The sequence below is a fragment of the Streptomyces sp. NPDC002867 genome, assembly GCF_053591895.1.
This window is the reverse complement of record NZ_JBSFUR010000001.1, coordinates 22,117-43,208: the sequence shown is the minus strand read 5'-3', so window position 1 is coordinate 43,208 and position 21,092 is coordinate 22,117. Positions and strand designations below refer to the sequence as shown.

At 72.5% G+C, this 21,092-nt stretch carries 15 protein-coding genes; 6 read left to right on the top strand and 9 right to left on the bottom strand.

Translation table 11 applies throughout. From position 1 onward, the window contains the following. Nucleotides 1–95 precede the first annotated feature (95 nt). Nucleotides 96–1,220 carry a phosphate ABC transporter substrate-binding protein PstS gene (gene pstS / locus ACWD0A_RS00170; RefSeq protein WP_451293062.1) on the top strand — a complete coding sequence of 375 codons (1,125 nt, stop codon included), beginning with the start codon at nt 96–98 and terminating at the stop codon, nt 1,218–1,220. A 43-nt stretch (nt 1,221–1,263) separates the two neighbouring features. Here the strand turns inward: pstS and ACWD0A_RS00165 are convergent, their stop codons facing one another. The 5 genes from ACWD0A_RS00165 to ACWD0A_RS00145 all read right to left on the bottom strand — a co-directional run bounded on the left by ACWD0A_RS00165 (nt 1,264) and on the right by ACWD0A_RS00145 (nt 7,724). Continuing rightward, nucleotides 1,264–1,833: a DoxX family protein gene (locus tag ACWD0A_RS00165; protein WP_451293060.1), complete on the bottom strand. Its 570-nt coding sequence runs from the start codon at nt 1,831–1,833 to the stop codon at nt 1,264–1,266. A gap of 234 nt (nt 1,834–2,067) precedes the next feature. Further along, entirely contained in the window at nt 2,068–3,441 is a 1,374-nt protein-coding gene (locus ACWD0A_RS00160) for a DNA-3-methyladenine glycosylase 2 family protein (RefSeq protein ID WP_451293519.1), read from the bottom strand. Nucleotides 3,442–3,512: 71 nt separating this feature from the next. Next, nucleotides 3,513–4,817 carry an NAD(P)/FAD-dependent oxidoreductase gene (locus tag ACWD0A_RS00155; RefSeq protein WP_451293058.1) on the bottom strand — a complete coding sequence of 435 codons (1,305 nt, stop codon included), beginning with the start codon at nt 4,815–4,817 and terminating at the stop codon, nt 3,513–3,515. Between the two features lie 31 nt (nt 4,818–4,848). After that, on the bottom strand, nt 4,849–6,273 hold the full coding sequence (locus tag ACWD0A_RS00150; RefSeq protein WP_451293056.1) for an FAD-dependent oxidoreductase: 1,425 nt from the start codon (nt 6,271–6,273) through the stop codon (nt 4,849–4,851). Continuing rightward, nucleotides 6,270–7,724, bottom strand: a complete 1,455-nt coding sequence (locus ACWD0A_RS00145; protein ID WP_451293054.1) for an FGGY family carbohydrate kinase — start codon at nt 7,722–7,724, stop codon at nt 6,270–6,272. The genes ACWD0A_RS00150 and ACWD0A_RS00145 overlap by 4 nt, the downstream gene beginning before the upstream one ends. Nucleotides 7,725–8,226: 502 nt before the next feature. Here ACWD0A_RS00145 and ACWD0A_RS00140 point away from each other — a divergent pair. The 3 genes from ACWD0A_RS00140 to ACWD0A_RS00130 all read left to right on the top strand — a co-directional run bounded on the left by ACWD0A_RS00140 (nt 8,227) and on the right by ACWD0A_RS00130 (nt 11,529). Beyond that, nucleotides 8,227–9,228, top strand: coding sequence for a hypothetical protein (locus tag ACWD0A_RS00140; RefSeq protein WP_451293052.1), 1,002 nt, complete (start codon nt 8,227–8,229; stop codon nt 9,226–9,228). A 286-nt stretch (nt 9,229–9,514) separates the two neighbouring features. Further along, complete coding sequence (locus ACWD0A_RS00135; RefSeq protein ID WP_451293517.1) at nt 9,515–10,978, top strand: amino acid permease; 1,464 nt, start codon at nt 9,515–9,517, stop codon at nt 10,976–10,978. Between the two features lie 119 nt (nt 10,979–11,097). Beyond that, the gene (locus ACWD0A_RS00130; RefSeq protein WP_451293050.1) at nt 11,098–11,529 is read left to right on the top strand and encodes a pyridoxamine 5'-phosphate oxidase family protein; all 432 of its coding nucleotides are present in this window, start codon (nt 11,098–11,100) and stop codon (nt 11,527–11,529) included. Between the two features lie 358 nt (nt 11,530–11,887). Here the strand turns inward: ACWD0A_RS00130 and ACWD0A_RS00125 are convergent, their stop codons facing one another. After that, nucleotides 11,888–12,163, bottom strand: coding sequence for a hypothetical protein (locus tag ACWD0A_RS00125; protein ID WP_451293555.1), 276 nt, complete (start codon nt 12,161–12,163; stop codon nt 11,888–11,890). Between ACWD0A_RS00125 and ACWD0A_RS00120 the strand changes: the two genes are divergently transcribed. Continuing rightward, nucleotides 12,126–13,820, top strand: a complete 1,695-nt coding sequence (locus ACWD0A_RS00120) for a S8 family peptidase (RefSeq protein ID WP_451293048.1) — start codon at nt 12,126–12,128, stop codon at nt 13,818–13,820. The two genes, ACWD0A_RS00125 and ACWD0A_RS00120, sit on opposite strands and share 38 nt — an antisense overlap. Nucleotides 13,821–14,010: 190 nt before the next feature. Continuing rightward, nucleotides 14,011–16,848: an AAA family ATPase gene (locus tag ACWD0A_RS00115; RefSeq protein WP_451293046.1), complete on the top strand. Its 2,838-nt coding sequence runs from the start codon at nt 14,011–14,013 to the stop codon at nt 16,846–16,848. A gap of 64 nt (nt 16,849–16,912) precedes the next feature. Here ACWD0A_RS00115 and ACWD0A_RS00110 read toward each other — a convergent pair whose 3' ends face one another. From ACWD0A_RS00110 to ACWD0A_RS00100, 3 genes are all read right to left on the bottom strand, one after another. Continuing rightward, entirely contained in the window at nt 16,913–17,746 is an 834-nt protein-coding gene (locus tag ACWD0A_RS00110) for a glutaminyl-peptide cyclotransferase (RefSeq protein WP_451293044.1), read from the bottom strand. A gap of 234 nt (nt 17,747–17,980) precedes the next feature. Continuing rightward, nucleotides 17,981–19,456, bottom strand: a complete 1,476-nt coding sequence (locus ACWD0A_RS00105; protein WP_451293515.1) for a polysaccharide biosynthesis tyrosine autokinase — start codon at nt 19,454–19,456, stop codon at nt 17,981–17,983. A gap of 140 nt (nt 19,457–19,596) precedes the next feature. Beyond that, nucleotides 19,597–20,865, bottom strand: coding sequence for a nucleotide sugar dehydrogenase (locus tag ACWD0A_RS00100; protein ID WP_451293042.1), 1,269 nt, complete (start codon nt 20,863–20,865; stop codon nt 19,597–19,599). Nucleotides 20,866–21,092 lie beyond the last annotated feature (227 nt).

The following is a 21,092-nucleotide window of genomic DNA, read 5'->3' as shown; positions in this document are numbered from 1 at the left end:
AGAACACCTGAACGACGCCCGCCGTTTGCCTGGGCGTCACCGAACGAGCATCCATGTCGGAAAACATCTGTCCCTGGCTCAGGGAGGGAACGCACGTGCGGCAGGGACGGATCAATCGGCTGCGTCGGCTCGGCGCGGGGCTGGCAGCCTTGGCAGGCGCCGCGTCGCTGTCCGCATGCGGGACCGGTGCGACCGGCGACGGCGAGCAGGCCGCCGCCAAAGTGCCGAGTGACATCGTCTGCGCACAGAAGGGGCGGCTCGCGGCGTCGGGTTCCACAGCCCAGCAGAACGCGATGAGGCACTGGATGCGGGAGTACCAGCAGGCGTGCCCCGGGGTGCAGATCCGCTATGTGGCCATCGGTTCGGGCGGCGGTGTCGCCCAGTTCCTGCGGGGTGCGACGGTGCTGGCCGGCACGGACAGCGCGCTGAAGCCGGACGAGGTCGAGGCGTCCCGCCAGTCCTGCCCCGGCGGCCGGGCCATAGACCTGCCCATGGTGGGCGGGCCGATCGCCGTCGGCTACAACGTCGACGGTGTGGAGGACCTGGTCCTCGACGCGCCGACGCTCGCCAAGATCTTCGACTCGGAGATCACCACGTGGGACGCCCCGGAGATCCGGCGGCTGAATCCCGGCGTCGCGCTGCCGCCGACCCCCATCAGCGCGGTGCACCGCTCCGACGGTTCGGGCACCACGCAGAACTTCAACGCCTATCTGGGCGCCGCGGCCCCCGAGGACTGGCCCTACGAGGCGGAGAAGGCGTGGCAGGCCAAGGGGGGCCATTCGGCGGCGGGTTCCGACGGCGTGGCCTCGCAGGTGTACACCACGGACGGTGCCATCGGGTACTTCGAGTTGTCCTCCGCCGCGGAGGAGAGGATTCCCACGGTCAGGCTGGACACCGGTGCGCCGGAGCCTGTCGCCGTCTCGGCGAAGGCGGCGTCGGCGGGCATCGCCGCCGCCGAGGTGGGTGCCGGCGGGGGCAAGGACCTGACGGTGGAGTTCGACTACGCGACCAAGGCCCCGGGGGCGTACCCGCTGGTCCAGGTCACGTACGAGGTCGTCTGCGACAGGGGCACACCGGCCGCGGCGCTCCCGGCCCTCAAGTCCTTCCTCACGTACACGGCGGGCGAGGAGGGCCAGAACCACCTGGCGAAGCTGCACTACGCCCCCTTGCCGCCGGCGCTGGCCGCCCGGGTACGGGACGTGGTGGCGAGCCTGTCCTGACGGGCGGGAGCGGCCACGGGACGTCGGTGCGGCGGACCGCGGGTCACTCGTCGAAGGGGTCCTCGAACTCCGCGTCCGGGTCCGGCTCCGCCTGGTCCTTGGCGCGCTTGCCGACGACGGCTGCCGCCGCGAGCGCGCTGGCGAGGAAGGCGGCGGCGACCGTCCACGGCTGGTCGAAGCGGTGGCCGGTGAGGTGGTCGAGCGAGTACCGGCCGGGACCGGCGACGCCGAGAGCCGCCGCCGAGAATCCGAGGAACGCCGGGTACTCGAAACCGCCCGACTGCGCGAAGAAGCCGGCCGGCGCGTGGACGGAGACGGCTCCGGCCATGTTGCCCGCCGCCGCGGCGCCGGCGGCCGGAGTCGCGAGCCCCAGGGCCAGCAGCACACCTCCGCCCGTCTCGGCTAGGCCGGCGGCGAGGGCGCTCCCCTTGGGCGGGTGGAACCCCATGGCCTCCATCCCCTTGCTGGTTCCCTCCAGGCCGCCTCCCCCGAACCAGCCGAAGAGCTTCTGCGTGCCGTGGGCGGCGAGCACGGCGCCGGTACCGACCCGCAGGACGAAGAGTCCGACGTCGCGGCGGTTGAGTCCGACGTCGCGGCGGTTGAATGTGGTCATGGCTGCTCCCGGTGCGGACGACATGGGCGACGCCCTCCACTCTCGGCCTGCCGGGCGTCCGGGCCGCTGCGTTGCTGGTCCGTACGAGTGACGAGCAACGCGGCTGCGCCCTGGCGGATGAGGCGCCCCTAAGCGTGCCGAGAATGCGTTCCGGGCGGCGGTTCTGGGGGCAACGGCGTTCACCCGTCCGCCTGTTGATGCCACGGTGTCCGTGCGGCTGCCGCTGGACTCCGTCTACTGACGGTCGTCCTCTGCTCGCCGCAGATGCTGCAGGGCGTACGAGCGCCACGGACGCCAGCGTTCCGGGTCGGCGCCGGCCGGCAGCGCCGGGTCGTCGGGCGGCAGTACGTCCGGGTCGCCGAGGGCGTGCATGCGGATGCGGGCGGCCGTCGCGGCGTCGATGCCGGGGAGGGCGAGCAGACGGCGCTCGGTCTCCTCGCGGTCCGCGCCCGGGTCCAGCGTCAGGTCGCCGGAGGCGAGAGCGGTCGCCAGGGAACGCAGCGCCGGCGTACCGGCCTCCGTCAGGCTCTCGGCGCGTGGGAAGAGGCAGGTGAGGTCGCCGCTGGGGACGCACAGCTCCTCTCCGTACGCCGCCACGAGATCCGCCGCGGATCCGTCGGCCACCGCCCGGATCGCGGCCTCGTGCGGGTCCGCCGCGCCCGGGACGCGCAGGCCGGGGCGGGCCGCGACCAGCGGGGCGAGGACGGGGTCGGCGCCGAGGCGGTCCGCCACCGCGCAGGGGTCGGCGTCCAGGTCGAACAAGCGGCGCACGCGCTGCGTCGCCGTGGTCAGATCGCGCAGGTCGGCGAGGTGCAGGCGGCACTCCAGCCAGCCACCGGGACCCGGCCGTTCGGACACCTCGGCGACTCCGGCGCCGCCGGGCAGGCGCAGGGTGCGCCGGTAGGTGCGCGAGCCGTCGTCGCCGACGACTTCCTCGACGCCCGGGATCGCGCGGGCCGCCAGGTGGTCGACCATGTCGCGGGCGGCGTACGGGCCCCGGTAGGCGAGCCGCAGCGGGACGCCCGCGCCCCCGCCCTGCGCGAGGGCGCGTCCCGGGCGGGCGGAACGCAGCTCGCTGGGGGTGGCGGCGTAGATCTCGCGGATGGTGTCGTTGAACTGCCGTACGCTCGCGAACCCGGCCGCGAACGCGATCTCCGCGGCCTGAAGCGTCGTCGTCTGCAGCAGGACGCGTGCGGTGTGACCGCGCTGCGCGCGTGCCAGCGCGATGGGCCCCGCGCCCAGCTCGGCGTTGAGCTGGCGCTGCACCTGGCGGGCGCTGTAGCCGAGGCGGGTGGCGAGTCCAGCGACGCCCTCGCGGTCCACGACGCCGTCGCCGATGAGCCGCATGGCGCGGCCGACGACGTCCGCGCGGACGTTCCATTCGGCGGAGCCCGGCACGGCGTCGGGGCGGCAGCGGCGGCAGGCGCGGTATCCGGCGCTCTGGGCGGCAGCGGCGGTGCGGTAGAAGGAGACGTTCCGGCGTTTGGGCGTGACCGCCGGGCAGCTGGGGCGGCAGTAGATGCCGGTGGTGGAGACGGCGAAGAAGAAGACGCCGTCGAAGCGGGCGTCGCGGCTGGTCACCGCCTGGTACCTGCTGTCCTCGGTCAGAGTCCCGGTGAGGACGTCCTCGGACCGTGTCCGCGCGGGGCGCCCGTCGGACGTCCGGCTGCCGTCGATGGTCATAGGGCCAGTATCGGAGGCTCCACGGTGCCCGGCTGGCGGAAATCGGACATGACGCTGATGCGGACCGCGCCGCCGTCCCGGTCCGCGCCGCCGAGCCAGCCCGGCCACAGTTGGACAGCCCGGTCGGGCACGGCGGTGCCGGGCAGCGGCTGCCGGTGCAGAAGCCGGCCGTCCTGTTCCACGAGGAGGACCGCGTGCGGCAGCCGTTCCGCCGTGCGCAGCAGGAAGCGGCCGTGCGGAGGCGGAGGGGCGGCGGGGGTGACGACGTTCGGGGTGATCCGCAGCAGCGGCGGCTCGCACCGGACGGGCAGGCCCTCACCGGGCCAGGGTGAGCCGCCGAGGTGGCGCAGAACGGCCGCTGCGGCGTGCCGTCCCTCGTCGGCGGCCGTGGCGGCGGGTTCGGCCCCGCGCAGCAGGTTGCCCGCGGCGAAGACGCCGGGCCGTGCCGTGCGCAGGGCGGTGTCGACGGCCGGGCCGCGGGTGGCGGGATCGAGCGGTACGCCGCCGTGCCTGGCCAGTTCGTGGTCGGGGATCCAGTCGCCGGTGAAGACGACCGTGTCGCAGGCGATCAGGCGCAGGACGCCGTCCGGGCCGAGCAGCCGTACGCCGGTGAGCCGGCCGCGTCCGGTCAGCTCGGCGACCGTGGTGCCGGTCAGCACCGGGACGCGATGGTGCGGCGACTGCAGCGGGCCGTGCGCCCGGTCGGTGACGAGCGCGACGACCTCGGCGCCGGTCCCGCGCAGGGTGCGGACGGCGGTGAGCGCGACGGGCTCGGAGCCGACGACGACGGCGCGGCCGCCGGCGCGGCGCCCGAACCGGTGCGCGGACCGCAGGAGTTCACCGGTGGTGAGCACGCCGTCCGGCCGGGTGCCGGGGACGAGGCGGGCGCTGCGGGGACGTTCGCGGGCGCCGGTGGCGAGGACGACGGCCCGCGCGGTGACCCGTTCCAGTCCCGCGGGGGTGGTGAGGTCGACGGTGAGCGGCCCGGCCCAGTCGGTGACGGTGGCGGAGGTGCGCAGGACGGCTCCGGCCGCTGTGGCGGCGTCGACGAGCCCGCGGGCGTAGGAGGGGCCGTCGAGGGGGCGGTGGCGGGGGCCGAAGCCCCGGTGGGGCGAGTGGCGGGGAATGCCGCCGGGCTCCTGTTCGCGTTCGACGGCTTCGACCCTGCCCGCGCCGTGGGCGGCGAGCCGGGCGGCCGCGGCGAGGCCCGCCGGGCCGGTGCCGACGACGAGCACGTCGACGGCGCGTTCCCGGCGCGGCTGCGGGCCGGCCGCATCACCGGAGAGGTCACGTCGGCTCATCGGGCGCCCCCGCCCCGGGGGTCACGTCGGCTCATCGTGCGTCTCCGCCCGCCGGCTCCCCGGCGCGGTGGGCGTCGAAGAGGTCGCGGACGGCGGCGCTGCAGAAGAACCCCTGGCAGCGGCCGCCGCGGGCACGCGTGCGGCGCCGCAGACCGTCGAGTGATGCGGGAGGCAGTGTGCCGGTGAGGGCGTCGCGGATCTCGCCGCGGGTGACGCGCTCGCAGTGGCAGACGATCGTGCCGTACTCGGGGTCGGCGGCGATCAGGTCGGCCCGCTGGTACGGGCGCTGGAACGCCTCGCCGATGTTGGGCATGCGCACGGGCTCCAGGGGCCCGGCGGGCCCGGGATCGAGTCCCGCGTCGCGGAGCAGCCCCCCGACGTACGCGGCGATGGCCATCGAGGCGGTCAGCCCGGTGGAGCGGATGCCGCCGACGGTGACGTACCGCTGCGCGGGACGGGAGCGGATGCGGTAGTCCTCGTGCCCGGTGGCGGCGCGCAGTCCGGCGTAGACGGCGGTGACCTCCTCGTCGATCAGGTCGGGCAGGATGCGCCGGCCCTTCTCGCGGAGGAATTCGAGTCCCTGCGCCGTGGACCCGGTCGCCCGTTTGTCGTCGAGGTCCTCGGCGGTGGGGCCGAGCAGCACGTTGCCGTACACCGTCGGCGCGACGAGCACGCCCTTGCCGAGCGCCGTCGGCACGGGCAGCAGGATATGGCGGACGAGGGGGCGGGCGAGCTTGTCGTAGACGATCAGCTGGCCGCGGCGCGGGGTGACGGTGAAGTCGTCGTGGCCGAGCAGGCGGTCGATCTCGTCAGCGTGGAGCCCGGCCGCGTTGACGAGGTAGCGGGTGCGCAACAGGCCGCGGTCCGTGGACAGTTCGTGGACCGCTCCCCCGGTGACGGACTCGACCCGGCAGTTGAGGTGGAGAGCGACTCCGGCGCGTACGGCCTGGGTGGCGTACGCGAGCGTCGTGGTCCAGGGGCAGATCACCGACTCTCCGGGGACCTCCAGGGCGCCGAGCGCGCCGGGACCGAGGCGCGGTTCACGGCGGTAGGTCTCGGCCGCGTCCAGCAGGCGGGTGTCGTGGCAGCCGTTGCGCACGGCCTTGTCGGCGAGCCGGGGCAGGGCGGTGAGCTGCTCCTCGTCCCAGGCCACGAGGAGCGCGCCGACGGGTTCGACGGGGATGCCGCTCTCGGCGGCGTAGGCGGCCAGGCGGCGCTGTCCCTCGCGTACGAGCCGGGCCTCCAGAGAGCCGGGGATTGCGTCGAAACCGGTGTGGAGGATGGCGGTGTTGGCCTTGGACGTGCCGTTGCCCACGTCGTCGCTCGCGTCGACGAGCGCGGTGCGCAGCCGGTACCGGGCCAGTTCACGGGCGATGGCGGCGCCGACGACACCGGCGCCCACGACGACGACGTCGTGCAGGCCGCCGGGCAGCTCGCCGCTGGTCGTGACGGTCATACGGCGGGTGCCGTCGCGGGCGAGCGCTCCAGCAGGGCGTCCACCTCGGCGCGGAAGCGCGCAAGCCGCTCGGCGGCCTGGTCGGCGCCGATCCGCGGCTCGTAGACGGCGGACGGCGCCCACTGCGGGACGGCCTGCTCCGGTGACAGTGCCGGGTCCGTGCCGAGCCGGGCCACGGCGCCGACGCCGAGCGCGGTCGCGTCGGGCAACGCCGATACCTCCACGGGCAGTTGGAGCAGGTTGGCCTGGGTCTGCATGAGCAGCGCGGAGCGAGTGAGCCCGCCGTCCACGCGCAGCGAGGTGAGAGGGGTGCCGAGGTCGGCGGCCACGGCGTCGGTGAGCCCCGCCACCTGGGCGGCGATGCCCTCGCACAGGGCGCGGACGAGGTGCCCGGGTCCGGTGTCCAGACCCAGTCCGGTGACCGATCCGCGCACATCGCCGCGCCACCAGGGGGCCGCGAGCCCGGCGAGCGCGGGGACGAAGGTGACGCCGCCGCTGTCGGGGACGGCGGAGCCGACGGGGTCGAGGTCGGCCGCTCCGGAGATGACGCCGAGGTCGGTGAGCCAGCGCACGGCGGACGCGGCCGTGTACACCTGGCCGTCGAGGCAGTAGCTGGTGTTCCCGCCGAGCCGCCAGGCGACGCAGCTGACGAGGCCGGTCGTGGCACGACGGGGTGTCGGTCCGGTCTGCGCCAGCAGGAACGCGCCCGTGCCGTAGGTGCACTTGGCGGTGCCCGCTTCCGTGACGCTCTGGGCGAGCAGCGCGGCCTGCTGGTCGACGAGCAGGCCGGTGAGGGCGATGCCGGGGCCGAACGCGGTCGTGACGCCGACCGGCCCGTCGGCGTCGACGACGTCGGGGAGGCGCTCGCCCGTGAGACCGAAGAGGTCGAGGGCTCGGGGTGACCAGTCGGTGGTGTCGAGGTCGAGGAGCTGGGTCCGGCCCGCGGTGGCCGCGTCGGTGACGAACGCTCCGGTGAGCCGGTGCACGAGCCACGAGTCGCTGGTCGTGACGACGCCGTCGCGGGTGAGCTCGCGGCGGATCCAGGCCATCTTCGGGGCGGCGAAGTACGGGTCGAGCGGCAGTCCGGTCAGCTGGGTCAACTCGCCTGCGTGTGGCGCGAGTTCGTCGCACACGGGTGCGGCGCGGCGGTCCTGCCAGACGATGGCGTCGGTGAGCGGCTCGCCGCTGGCGGGGTCCCAGGCAAGGACGGTCTCGCCCTGGTTCGCGAGGCCGACGGCCATGACCGGTTCGCCCGCGCGGGCGAGCGCCTGGCGCCCGGCGTCGACGACGGAGGAGAGCAGCGCGCGGGGGTCCACCTCGACACGGCCGCCGGGCCGGTAGCGAGGCGCGACGCGCGCGAAGCCGCTGCCGATGACGCCCCGCTCGGGGCAGACGACCAGCGCCTTCGTCCCGGACGTGCCCTGGTCGACGGCAAGTACAGGGCCTGTCACGGCCACCCCGTTCTCCGCTCGAAGAAACCTTGATCGAAGTCTTGATCGCTGCCGACGAGCGTGGTGCAGACCGCCGTCCGCGTCAAGGCCCGACCGGCCTGCCTTCCCACTGATACATCAAGCAACTCCTTGATCTGTTCGAGTGGTTGAGTAAGATCGGCGCGTCACGGCAAGCGGAACGGGGGCCCGCGCAGCTCACCGTCGGTGTGACATCGCCTGCCGGCGTCCGGTCGACCACCGGACGTCTGCCCCCGCACGACGGACGGCCGGTGCGCTGCCGGGCGTCCGGCTCCTCGCCCACGGCGGTCGGCCACCCCGCACGTCCCTGGCCCGGTGGACGCCGACACCCGCCGGACGGAATCGCACGCCTCACCCTCCCATCTCCCAAGAGGCCCCATGACCTTAAGCTCACCGCCCCAGCACTGCCACGGACCGAGGGGATCGGAGGGGTCCGGGCCGTGACTGCCGAGCCCCGCACGGCCCGGCACGGGAGGGCCGGCTGATGGCGCAGGACGCCTTCAGGCCGGTGTACCACCCGGCCGGTCACGACGGCGAACTCCGGGCCGCCCTCCAGGACCTGCGCACCGGCCGGTGGCTGGCGATGCGGAATCTGCTGGCGGACACGACGGACTGGGCGGTGTGGACGCAGCGGACCCAGGTGCTGGCCGCGGTCGCCGCCGGATCGGACACGGTCCAGGCATGGCGCGCGGAGGAGCCGGCGAGTCCCGCGGCGGCCGTCATGCACTGCCGTGTGGTCGTGGAGCGCGCTCTGCGGGCGCACCGCGAGGGGCATCACCGCACCGGCGAACTGTGGCAGGAGGGCTGGGAGGCGTGCCGTGCGGCGGCGCACGCGGCTCCCGAGGACCCGGTGCCCTGGGTGTGCCTGCTGGCCCTGGCGCAGCTCGACGAGGGGCAGCGGCTGGAGGAGCACCGCGCGGCGCCGCCGGGTCCGATGCTCTTCCCTGGGCCGTGGGGCCTGCTGGCCCAGGCGGACAAGCGCGATCCGTACAACCGCGAGGCGTACCACCGGATGCTGCAGTTCGTGTACGGCCGACGGGTCGGCGGGCATCTGTCGGACGCGTTCAACTTCGTCCAGTGGGCGTCGTCCTCGGCTCCGCCCGGGTCGGCGGTGAAGGTGCTCCCGCTGTACGTGCGGGTGGAGCGCTACCGCCGTGAGCACGGCCACGAGAAGGCGCTCGACCTGCACTGGGTGACCGACGACGCGACGCGTGAGGCGCGGAGCGCGCTGGCCGGATGGTTCGACGCGGCGGATCCGGCTGGCCGTTCACTGCTGGACCTCGGCCATCTGGCGCACGCGCTGTGGGGTGCGCAGCAGTTCGCCGACGCGGGCCGGGTGTTCGAGGCGCTCGGCCCGTACTACACGCCGCCGCCGTGGTCGTACCGCACTCGTGATCCCCAGGACGCCTCGCTGGCGAAGGAGGTGTTCCTGCGCGCCCGGTCCCGGTGTCTCACCGCGGCCCGGGAGGCGCGCTCCGGCCCCTAGGGCCGCTTCCGCAAGCGTCGCCCGTCCTTGACGAGGCCGTCCCCCGCTCCGGCCCCGTCCGCTTCTCGTCCCCATCCGCTTCTCGTCCCCATCCGCTTCTCGTCCCCGTCCGCTTCCGCCCCCGTTTCCTTCCGCCCGTTCGGTCCCGTCCGCGTCCGCTCCCTGCATCGCCTTTCCCCGGAGGTGTTTTCCGTTGTCCCTGTCCCCGCCGTCCCCGCCGTCGCCACCGCCCGCGACGGACCAGCCCGGCTCCGGCCAGGTCCCGCCCAGGGACGAGGAGGAGCGGCTGCGGGAACTCGGCTACCAGCCGGTCCTCGCCCGCCGCATGGGCGGCTTCGGCAACTTCGCCATCAGCTTCTCGGTGATCTCCATCCTGTCGGGCTGCATGACGCTCTACGGCTTCGGCCTGGGCACCGGCGGCCCCGCGGTGATGCTCTGGGGCTGGGCCGGCGTCGGTCTCTTCGTGCTGTGCGTCGGCATGGCGCTGGCCGAGGTCACGAGCGCGTACCCGACCTCGGGCGCGCTGTACTACATGGCGGACCGGCTCGGCGGCCGCAAGTGGGGCTGGTACACGGGCTGGTTGAACCTGCTCGGCCTGCTGGGCGCGATAGCCGGCATCGACTACGGCTGCGCCCTGTTCACGGGCGCCTTCCTCAATCTGCAGTGGGGCTTCGAGCCGACACCCGGCTCCACGATGCTCATCTTCATGTGCATCCTGCTGCTGCACGCGACGCTGAACCTGTTCGGCGTGCGGCTGGTGAGCCTGCTCAACTCCATCAGTGTGTGGTGGCACCTGGCCGGTGTCGCACTGATCGTCGGCGCACTGGCGATCGTCCCGTCCGACCACCAGTCGCCCGAGTTCGTCTTCGGCGAGTTCGTGAACGACACCGGCTGGGACAACCCGCTCTACGTGGCCGCGATCGGCCTGCTGCTGGCGCAGTACACGTTCTCCGGCTACGACGCCTCCGCGCATCTGTCGGAGGAGACGTCGAACGCCTCGGTCAGCGCGGCCAAGGGCATCGTCCGTTCCATCTGGGTGTCGTGGATCGCGGGCTTCGCGCTGCTGGCGGGCCTGACCTTCGCCATCCAGGACTACGCGGGCACGCAGGAGACCGCGACCGGCGTGCCGCCGGCGCAGATCCTGATCGACGCGCTCGGCAACGGCGCCGCGTCCGCCCTGCTGCTCGTGGTGATCGTCGCGCAGCTGTTCTGCGGCAACGCGGAGGTGGCGGCGGCGAGCCGCATGGTGTTCGCGTTCAGCAGGGACAACGCCCTGCCGGGCTCCGCACTGTGGCGCAAGGTCAGCAGCCGTACGCAGACGCCGGTGCCCGCGGTGTGGCTGTCCGTGGGCTTCGCCTGCGTGCTGGCGCTGCCGTCGCTGTACTCGGCGACCGCGTACGGCGCCGTCACGGCGATCAACGTCATCGGCATCACCCCGGCGTACGCGATCCCGGTCTACCTGCGGCTGCGGGCGGGTGACCGCTTCCGTCCGGGGCCGTGGAGCCTGGGCCGCTGGAGCAGGCCGATCGGCTGGGTCGCCGTCGTGTGGGTGGTGTGTGTGACGGTCCTGTTCTGCCTGCCGCAGTCGAGCCCGGTGACGGTCGGCTCGATGAACTACGCCTCGATCGCGCTGGTGGCCGTGCTGGTCCTTGCCACCGTGTGGTGGTTCGTCGCGCGGCGCACGTACAGCACGCCCGCCGCGTACGGGAACGCCCGCGAGCAGGCGGAGATCGCGGAGAACATCGTCTGACGCCCGGCCGACCACGTGCGCCGGAATGACAGGCGTGGCAACGGTGTTGGGGCTCAAGGCGCTCCGTTGCCGGAGTCCGACGTCTTGCGTGTTGCGCCTACCGAAGGAGTGAGTGTGTCGTGGCCCTCTCCCGTGACGAGCGTGAGCAGTTCCTCGCCGAGCCCCATATCGCCGCGCTCGCGGTCGAGTCGGGCGACGACGGCGGGCGGGCGCCGCTCACGGTGCCCATCTGGTACCAGTACGCCCCGGGCGGCGACATATGGATCATGACGAGCCGCGACTCCCGCAAGGGGCAGCTGATCGCGGAGGCGGGGCGGTTCAGCCTCATGGTCGACCGTGTGGAGCCCACCATCCGGTACGTATCGGTCGAAGGCCCTGTCATCGACACCGTGCCGGCCACGCGGGAGCAGCTGGTGGAGATCTCCGCCCGCTACCTTCCGGCCGAGAAGGTCGAGGGTTACGTCGACTTCGCCTGGAAGAACCACGGTGATCAGGTGGTTGTCCATATGCGGCCGCAGCGCTGGCTGAGCTCGGACCTCGGCGAGGTCTGAGCCGCCTCCCGACCGACGATGTCGCCGGGGTGGAGGTGAGGAGCCGACGCTCCTCCGCTCGGGCAGGGCAGGAAAGGGCGAGCCGCCCGTCGGCCACAGGCCGCGGGCGGCTCGCCCTTTCCCCGGGAGTTTCCCGCCCTTGACGCCTCGTCCCCCTCTCTCCCTCCCGGGAGCGGCGAGGGGGACAAGGGTTTTCCCCGTATCGCGTTCACCTCAGCTTTTCCTACTGTCTGCCGCACCGGCAGATCCCGCCCCCTGACTCGCGAGCTCCATGTCTCGCCTGTCAGGTGCATGCAGATCGGGCTCTGCAGGTGCGGCCCCGAAGAGGGGGGCCGTCGTGCCGGCGGCGGCGCGCGGGCTACCCGGCCCGGGGAACCGCGGGGAGCAACCCCCACACCGCGACCGCGGTTCCCGCGCCGCCTGCTCGGCGAAAGAAACCGTCATTCGAGAGGAACACCTTGAACGGTTCCAGGCGGAGACTCATAGCCGTCGCGGCAGCGAGCGCCACGCTCGCCGGCGTTGCCGCGACGACTTCCGTGGCGTTTGCCGCAACGCCAGCGAATCCCGCGCCGAAGCCCGCCCCGGCGTCGCAGGCGATGTCCACCCCTCCGGCCGCGCCGGTGGAGAAGGTCATCGTCACCTACAAGTCCAAGGCCGCCGAGGCCACGTCCAACACGGCGGCCAGGAGCGACGCGGCCGAGAAGGCCGGGAAGACCGGCGAGAGCCTGTCCTTCGAGCGCCGGCTCGCCGGCGGCTCGGCCCTGGTCGACCTCGGGGGCGAGGCGTCCACGAAGGACCTGGCCGAGGTCCTGGACGCCTTCCGCGCCGACCCGCAGGTCGCCTCCGTGGAGGCGGACATCCGTGCCTACGCGATGGCCCTCACTCCCGACGACACCGAGTACGCCAAGCAGTGGGACCTCTTCGAGGCCACCGGCGGCATGAACGTGCCCGGCGCCTGGGACAAGACCACCGGCAGCGGCGTGACCGTCGCCGTCATCGACACCGGGTACGCGGCGCACACCGACCTCGCCGCGAACACCGTCGCCGGCTACGACTTCATCTCCAGCTCCACCGACGCCCGTGACGGCGGCGGCCGCGACAGCAACCCGAAGGACGAGGGCGACTGGAACGCCACCGACGGCGAGTGCGGCGTCGGTTCACGGGCCGGCAACTCCTCCTGGCACGGCACGCACGTCGCGGGCACCATCGCGGCCACGACGAACAACGCCAAGGGCGTCGCGGGTATCGCGTACGGCTCGAAGGTCCAGCACGTCCGCGTCCTCGGCAAGTGCGGCGGTTCCTCCTCGGACATCGCCGACGCCATCACCTGGGCCTCCGGCGGCTCCGTGCCGGGCATCCCGGCCAACGCGACCCCGGCGAAGGTCATCAACCTGAGCCTGGGCGGCGCCAGCAGCACCTGCCCGAGCGTCTACCAGAACGCCATCAACGGCGCCGTCTCCCGCGGCACCACCGTGGTCGTCGCGGCGGGCAACAGCAACACCAACGCCTCCGGTTTCACGCCCGCCAACTGCGCGAACATCATCAACGTGGCGTCCACCAGCCGCGAGGGCAACCGGTCGTACTACTCGAACTACGGCACCATCGTCGACGTCTCCGCACCCGGCGGCGAGACCCGCCGCGCCACGGACACCCCCGGCACGGTGACCACCCCGGAGAACGGCATCCTCTCGACGCTCAACTCGGGTACCACCACCCAGTCGACCGAGAACTACAAGCCCTACCAGGGCACGTCGATGGCCGCCCCGCACATCGCCGGCCTCGCCGCGCTGCTGGAGTCCGCCAAGCCCACGCTGACCCCGGCCGACATCGAGTCCGCCATCAAGGCGAACGCCAGGCCGCTGCCCGGCACTTGCACGGGCGGCTGCGGCGCCGGCATCGCGGACGCGACCAAGACGGTGAACGCCGTCTCCGGCACCACCCCCGGCGGTTCGGTCTACAGCAACACGAACAACGTGACGATCTCGGACAATTCGACCGTCACATCGTCGATCGCGGTCACGGACCGCACCGGCAACGCCCCCGCCGCCCTCAAGGTCGGTGTGGACATCAAGCACACCTGGCGCGGCGACCTGGTGATCGACCTGGTCGCCCCGGACGGCACGGTGCGCAACCTCAAGGCGTCCTCCGGCTCGGACAGCGCCGACAACGTCCTCGCGACCTACACCGTCGACGCCTCCACCGAGCTCGCGGGCGGCACCTGGAAGCTCCAGGTCCGCGATGTGGCCTCGGGTGACACCGGCTACATCGACTCCTGGAGCCTCACCTTCTGATCCACCCGATCGGACGTATCACCGCAGGTCACGGCGCGTTCCTGGCTTCTGCCAGGAGCGCGCCGTCCGGCTGCATAAGTCCAGACCTGTCCGTATGCCGGACGACGGGCCTGGACGGAGGGGACAGGGTTCGTATCCTCTGCTCGAACGGGCAGGGGGCCCGCACACGCCGGAGGGTGGTGGTGGGCTCATGACATCGGCCGCATACCGCGCCGAGCCGGTCGGCCGCGCGGAACTGCTCGCCCGCCTGGACCGTGTGCTGAGCACCGGCGGCCGTGCGCTGCTCACCGGTCCCCCGGGAGTCGGCAAGACCGAGGTCGCGCTGTCCGCCGCCGCGCGCGCCGAGGCACGGGGCGAGACCGTGCTCTGGCTGGCCGCGCTGCCCGCCGACCGCGCCATCCCGGGTGCGGCCGCGGCCGCGCTCATCGCCTCCGTCGCCGCGGCCGCCCAGCCCGCGCAGGGTCCGGGCGGCGAGGGGGACGTCCTCGCGGACCTGCCCGGCCCGCAACGCGCCGCCGTCGCCATGCTGTGCCGTGAGGCGCCGATGCCCGACGGCGGCTGGGACCCGGTCGCCCTGCGTCTGGCCCTCGCCCGCATCCTGCGCGCCCTGGCCGCGCGCGGGCCCGCCCTGCTGGTGCTCGACGGCGTCCAGTGCATCGACCCGGCGAGCGCCGACCTGCTCCGGTTCGCGCTCCGGCTGGCGCCCCCCGAACTGCGGGCCGTCGCCGTCGACACCCCGGCCGCGTACGGCACGGGCGGCGACCCGTCCGGCGGGCGGACCGCACCACGAGCGACGGCGGAGCCGCTCTGGGAGCCGTCCGAGGCCGACGTGCTGAACGTGCCGCCCCTGCAGGCCGACGAGATCGCCGAGCTCCTCATCCACCACCGCCTGCCCGCCCGCATGGCGGGCCGCATCCACAAGGCCAGCGGCGGCAACCCGCGGCTCGCGCTGGCCGTCGGCCGCTCCCTCGCGGACGCACGCACACCGGTGCACCACGCCGAGTCCCTGTCACTGTCGGGCCGCGCCCGGGACCTCGCCCGCGCGCTGCTCGGCGCCGTCCCGCCGGACGTCCGCGCGACCCTCCTGCTCGCGGCGCTCGCCCTGCGGCCGTCGGCCTCGCTGATCCGCCGGGCCGGGCGGCCGACCGCCGAGGCGGATCTGGCGGCAGCTGAACGCGCGTCGCTGATACGGCTCACGGAGGACGGCACGGTCGCCTTCTCGGCCGGCGTCCTGCCCTCGACCCTCGTGCACGACGCCTGCTGGACCGAGCGCAGCTCGGGCCACGCGGCGCTCGCCGGGGTCGCCGACGACCCGGTCGAGGCCGTACGCCACCGGGCACTGGCCACCGACGTCCCCGACGAGGAGCTGGCCGCGGAGGTGTCGGCCGCCGCGGAGACGGCCCGGCGTCGCGGCAACAGCACGCTCGCCGCGGAACTCGCCCTGCTCGCCGCCGAGTCCACTCCGGGCCTCAACGGCCCGCAGCGCATCGCGCGGCTCGTCGACGCGGCGGAGGAGGCGGCCCGCGCGGCCCGCGCCGATCTGGCGATGCGCGCGGCGACGGACCTGCTGGCACGGGACGCGTCCCCGGCCGACCGGGTGCGGGCCCGGCTCGCGGTGCTGGACACCGCGGGTCAAGGACTGACGGACCTCGACGAGATCTATGTCCACGCCATGGAGGACTCGGAGGGCGACACGGCGCTGCGGGCCGCCGTACAGCTGCGGCTGGCGGTCAAGTACGTGCTGGCGGACGGCGATCCGGTGCGTTCGCGCGCGGCGGCCGTGGAGTCGGCTGCGCTCGCGGCGTCGGTGGGCGACCGCGGCACGGCGGCCAAGGCACTGACGGTGCAGGCACGCATGGACCGGGTGCTCGGATCGCCGGACGCGGAGCGCGTACTCGCCGAGGCGCGCGCCCTCGAAAGGGTGGAGCGCCCGCTCGGCATCCGCAACGCCGCCCAGATCCTCACGATCCGCCATGCGATGTTCGACGACCGCCTCACCGAGGCCCGCGACCAGCTGGGGGCGCTGCTGCCGCTCGTCGAACGCCGCGGTTCGGTGGAGGACGCCATCGAACTGTTCCGCACGCTCGCGGAGGTCGAGGCGCGCCAGGGCCAGTGCGCCGCCGCGCTCGGGCACGCCGGCCGGTCGCTCGCCCTGACGCTGGAGGCCGGGCTCTCGCCGGGACCCGCCTGGTACGCGCTGGCCCTCGCCGAGACGGCCGGCGGAAGTTTCGCGCGTGCCGCCAGTTACGCGCGGCGCAGCGCGCAGGCGTCGGAGGAGGAGGGCGACCACGTCTTCCTGTCCCGCAGCCTCTACGCGCTCGGCCGGGTCCAGTTGCTCTGCGGTGACGTCGCCACCGCGCTGGAGACCCTCCGTCGGGTGCAGGCCGGCGAGCGTGCCCAGGCGACCGTCGATCCGTCGATGCTGCGCTGGCACGAGGAGCTCGCCGAGGCCCTGGTCGCAGTCGACGCCCTGGAGGAGGCGGAGGCGCTGCTCGCGGACGTCCGCCCGGTGGCCGACCGGCTCGGCCGCACGACGGTGCTGCTCGGCTGCGACCGGGCGCGTGCCGTCCACCTCGCCGCGAGCGGCTGCCCGGACGAGGCGGTGTCGCTGCTGACGGAGGTCGCCGAACGGTACGGCACGGCGGGCCTGCCGCTGGAGCGCGGCCGGGCGCTGATCACACTGGCCCGTGTCGAACGCCGCCGCCGCAGGCGGTCGGCGGCCGCGAGCGCGTTGCAGGCGGCGGCCGCGGTCTTCGAACGGGCGGGTGCCACACCGTGGCTGGCACTCGCAACGGAGAGCCCCACTCCCCCGGCGGAGCCGGTGCCCACCACGCGGGGCGGCGCCCTGTCGGCCCTCACGGACGCGGAGCTGCGACTGGCGCGGCTGGTGGGTCAGGGAGCGAGCAACCAGGAGGCGGCGGCGAAGCTGTACCTGAGTGTGAAGACGGTCGAGGCGAGGCTGACCCGCATCTACCAGAAACTGGACGTCCGCTCACGGGCCCAACTGGCGACGGCGCTGAACAGCTGACCACCGCGCGGCCGGGCGGGCAGACGCCCCACCTTCATCGCCCTCGCCGGCACCCGACTCCCCCTCACCGACCGCCGCGGGGGACGAACTGAACCCGGAACATCCTGGGCCACCACTTGCCCGTCAGCAGGAACTGCTCGGTCCCCGGAACCGCAGCGATGCCGTTCAGGACGTCCGCGTGCCGTCGCTCGCCTTCGCTGAGCAGTGACGGTACGGCGATGTCACCGGTCACCTCACCGGAGTCGGCGTCGATGCGCACGATCCGATCGGTGGGCCAGACGTTCGCGTACACGGCGTCGCCGACGCATTCCAGCTCGTTCAGCCGTCCCACGGGCTGTCCCTCGGCGGTGACGGCGACCTCGCCCCGTTTCTCAAGCGTTCGGATGTCCCGGAAGACGAGCCGGGAGGTGCCGTGGGTCGTCACGAGCCGACCGCGGTGTCGCTGGTGGCACACCCCCCAGCCTTCCCCCTCGTACGGCACCCGGCGCAGTTCCGCCAGCGTTCCGGCATCCCGCTCGATGGCGATGCCGTCCTGCCAGGTGAGCTGCCAGAGCGTCGGTCCCACGACGGTGATTCCCTCGGCGAACAAAGGCGGGGGCAGTTCGGCGCGCTGCGCCGGCGGGGCGCCGGGCCGGCCTGCCCTGAGCGTCGAGCGGCCGGCCAGGCCTGTACTCTCGTAGAGCCTGCCGTGGGCCATCTCCAGGCCCTGGGTGAAAGCCGTCGGATCATGAGGCAGGGTCTCGACGACCCGGACCGTCAACGGCTCGACTCGTGCCGCTGTCTGCCCGGGCATGCCGCGTCCGCGATCCACGGCTCCGTCGCCCGTGTCGCACGAGCCGACGAGCATCCCGCCGACCAGAGCGACGATCGCCACAGTGACCACGTACGCAAGCCGCATGGCTGCACACTGGCACACGGGTCCGGCGGGATCGGGCGTGCCCGCCCGACCGAATCGCGACGGTCGTCCCAATGGCGCAGCCGCCCGGGTGCCACCGCCGCGCGCGGCTCCCCGCCGCATGCCCAAAAGGGCAGGTGGCACCCCGGCCCAGCACCCCCGAAACGCCAAAGTCCGGCGACGCCCTGTCGGGGCATCGCCGGACCTGGCACGACGGCCGGCCGTGGCCGTCCGGTTCTACGACCGCGTCTTGGCCGGCGCCTCCGCCGTGTGACCGTTGGCGGACGATCCACGGCGGGGACCCACAGACGCCAGGCGCGTCGAGACGAGTGCCGAGAGGCGGCCTTTCGATTCCGGCTTCGGCTGGTACCGGTACACGTAGCCGTGCGCCTCACCGTCGCCTCGTGCCGGAGCCCCGTTCAGGACGGCTCCCAGTACAGGCACGTTGACGCGTTCGAGGATGCGCAGGGCGTCGAGGACCTGGCCCCTGCTCGTCCGTCCGGCACGTGCGACGAGCAGGTAACCGTCGACGGCCTGCGCCATCGCCGGGGTGTCGGCGAACGGAAGCACCGGAGCGGTGTCCACGACGATGTGGTCGAAGTCCTCGGCGAGGTCCTGCAGCACGGACGCGAATTGGGCACTGCCGAGGATCTGGGTCGGGTTCGGCGGAATCATCCCGCTGGTGAGCACCGAGAAGGACCCCGCCGACTGCAGCACCTCACGCACCCCGGCCTTGCCCACCAGAACAGTGGTCAGCCCGGCGTCCCTGACCAGGCCGAGGGCCGAGTGGACGGAAGGGCGGCGCAGGTCGCAGTCGATCAGGCATACCCTGGACCCTTCCTCCGCGAGTGTGGCGGCCAGGTTGACCGATACGCTGCTCTTGCCCTCACGCGGCAGCGGGCTCGTGACGGCAATGACCTTCGGCGGTTTGCCCACTTCGGCGAACTGGAGATTGACCCGCAGCTTCCGGAATCCCTCCGCACGGGTGCTGTGCGTGTCGTCGCGCAGGGAGACCGGGCGTCGTGAGGCTCGCGAGTCGTGCACGATGCTCGACAGCACAGGTGGCCCCCCAGCGGCCGCCAGGCACTCGGCCAGGGCCTTGGAGTCCCGCATCGACGTGTCCACCGTCTCCAGTGCGACGCCGATCGCCAGCCCGAGGACCAGGCCCACGGCCAGGCCGAGTGCGACGTTGAGCGTCGTCTTCGGTGACGAGGGGGAGGACGGCACGGTCGCGGGCTGGATGACGGTGAGCCGCACCGGTGACTCGGCCATGTCCCCGTCGGGGCTCTCCAGCTCCCTGATCACCCGGGCGAACCGGTCGGCGACGGCATTGCTGATCCGGGCGGCTCGTGCCGCGCGGGTGTCGGTGACGGTCAGACGGACCAGCACCGTGTTGACCGGAGCCTCGGCCGAGACCCTCTCGCCCAGTTCGCTCGGCGTCATGTTCAGCCTGAGGGCTTTCACGACCGGCCTGGTCACCTCTGGGCTGGCCACGATGTCGGCGTAGGACTGGACTCTTGCCTGGGTGAACGCGTTCCCCTGGTTGAGCTGGGACGTGTCGTCGCCACCTTGGAGGGAGGCGAAAAGTGTGCTCGTTGCCTGGTACTCGGGAGTGGCGACAACACTGGTGAAGACACCTGTCGCCGTCCCCAGCAACGCCACCAGGGCGATGACGCGCCATCGGCGGGAAAGGACTCGTAGGTATTGGTGCAAATCCAAGGTCTTCCCCGATCAGAGCGAGTAATTTGGACAGTCACCTTAGGGTCCACATCGAGAATTTCGGTCACACGGCATGCGTGTTCGGCCACTCGGTTTACCCTCAATACTCCTCGGCGGAGTGCATCGGCGCCTTCTCAGAGGCGCTCGGCGGCGCCTGAACGGCAACGATTGCAGGCGTCGAACACGTAGTCGGCGACACGCTCCACCATTGCGTAGTCGAAGGCGTCGTGATCGGTGGCTACGACCACTGCGTCGGCTGACGCGACCTGCTCCTCTGTGAGGTCGACACACAGAATGTCCTGGGGCAGCTGCGACGGGTCGACATACGGTTCCACCGCGAGGACGTGCGCGCCGAGTTTCTGGAGACCCTGGGCGACGGCGACGGAAGGGGATTCCCGGACGTCGCCGGTGTTCCTCTTGTAGGCGAGCCCGAGGACCAGGATCTGGCTGCCGTTGACCGGCTTGCGCCGCGCGTTGAGTCCTCTGGCCACCCGGAGAACCACATGGTCGGGCATATGGCTGTTGATGTCGTTGGCGAGCGACACGAAGCGGAATTCGTGCTGCAGCGCCTGTTTGACCTGCCACGAGAGATACGAAGGATCGATGGGCAGGCAGTGACCGCCGACGCCGGGCCCGGGCAGAAAGCGCATGAATCCGAAAGGCTTGGTCGACGCCGCGTCGATCACTTCCCAGATGTCGATGCCGAGCGGCCTGCAGAACATCGCCAGCTCATTGACCAGGGCGATGTTCACATGGCGGAACGTGTTTTCCAGGAGCTTCGTCAGCTCCGCGGTGCGCGGTGAACTCACCGGGACGGTACGGTCCACCACATCGTTGTAGAAGTCCTGGACATGCCGCAGGGAGGAGTCATCGATCCCGGAGACCACCTTGGGTGTGTTCTCCAGCCGCCAGGTCGGGTTTCCCGGGTCGATCCGTTCCGGACTGTATCCCAGGAAGAAGTCCTCGCCGGCCCGAAGTCCGCTGTGAGCCTCCAGAAGCGGGCGCACGACGTGTTCGGTCGTGCACGGGTACGTGGTGGACTCGAGGATCACCGTGGCATTCGCCCGGAGGTGGGGTGCGACTGCCTCTGCGGCGCTCTCCACGAAACTCAGGTCGGGCGCGCCGTTCTTCAGCGGTGTGGGCACCGTGATGACACACACGTCGAAGCCCGCGGCATCCGCATAGTCGGTACTGAGGAGGTAGCGGCCCGAGTTCAGGGCGGCCAGGAGGCGGGGGGACGTGACGTCCTCGGCGAACGATTCTCCGGCCGCCAGTCGCTTGACTCGCATCTCGTCCAGGTCGAGACCCACGACGTTGTGCCCGGCCTCGACCACACGAATGGCGAGTGGAAGACCTACGTACCCCTGGCCGACAACGACCACCCTTTTCACTGACAACGACACTTCTGACTCTCCTCTCGCCTGCCCTGCTGAATGCTGCGGTGGAATACGCGCCATGTATGCCAGGCTCACCCCACCATGTGTCGGCAGAGTGACACCGCTTCAGGCAAACAGAGTCATCTTGTCCTCTGAGCGGCGGGGCAAGTGGACTAACCGATCTATCAATTCAGGCTGTTCGTGCCGTTCCGGGCTATCGTTGCCCTGCGTCGCCGGTGGACATGACCCTGGCA

Bases quoted from the DNA above. Each gene is read 5' to 3' on its own strand.
- ACWD0A_RS00165 (WP_451293060.1), bottom strand. From the start codon at position 1,833: ATGACCACATTCAACCGCCGCGACGTCGGACTCAACCGCCGCGACGTC.
- ACWD0A_RS00155 (WP_451293058.1), bottom strand. From the start codon at position 4,817: ATGAGCCGACGTGACCTCTCCGGTGATGCGGCCGGCCCGCAGCCGCGC.
- ACWD0A_RS00150 (WP_451293056.1), bottom strand. From the start codon at position 6,273: ATGACCGTCACGACCAGCGGCGAGCTGCCCGGCGGCCTGCACGACGTC.
- ACWD0A_RS00140 (WP_451293052.1), top strand. From the start codon at position 8,227: ATGGCGCAGGACGCCTTCAGGCCGGTGTACCACCCGGCCGGTCACGAC.
- ACWD0A_RS00120 (WP_451293048.1), top strand. From the start codon at position 12,126: ATGTCCACCCCTCCGGCCGCGCCGGTGGAGAAGGTCATCGTCACCTAC.
- ACWD0A_RS00125 (WP_451293555.1), bottom strand. From the start codon at position 12,163: ATGACCTTCTCCACCGGCGCGGCCGGAGGGGTGGACATCGCCTGCGAC.
- ACWD0A_RS00115 (WP_451293046.1), top strand. From the start codon at position 14,011: ATGACATCGGCCGCATACCGCGCCGAGCCGGTCGGCCGCGCGGAACTG.
- ACWD0A_RS00110 (WP_451293044.1), bottom strand. From the start codon at position 17,746: ATGCGGCTTGCGTACGTGGTCACTGTGGCGATCGTCGCTCTGGTCGGC.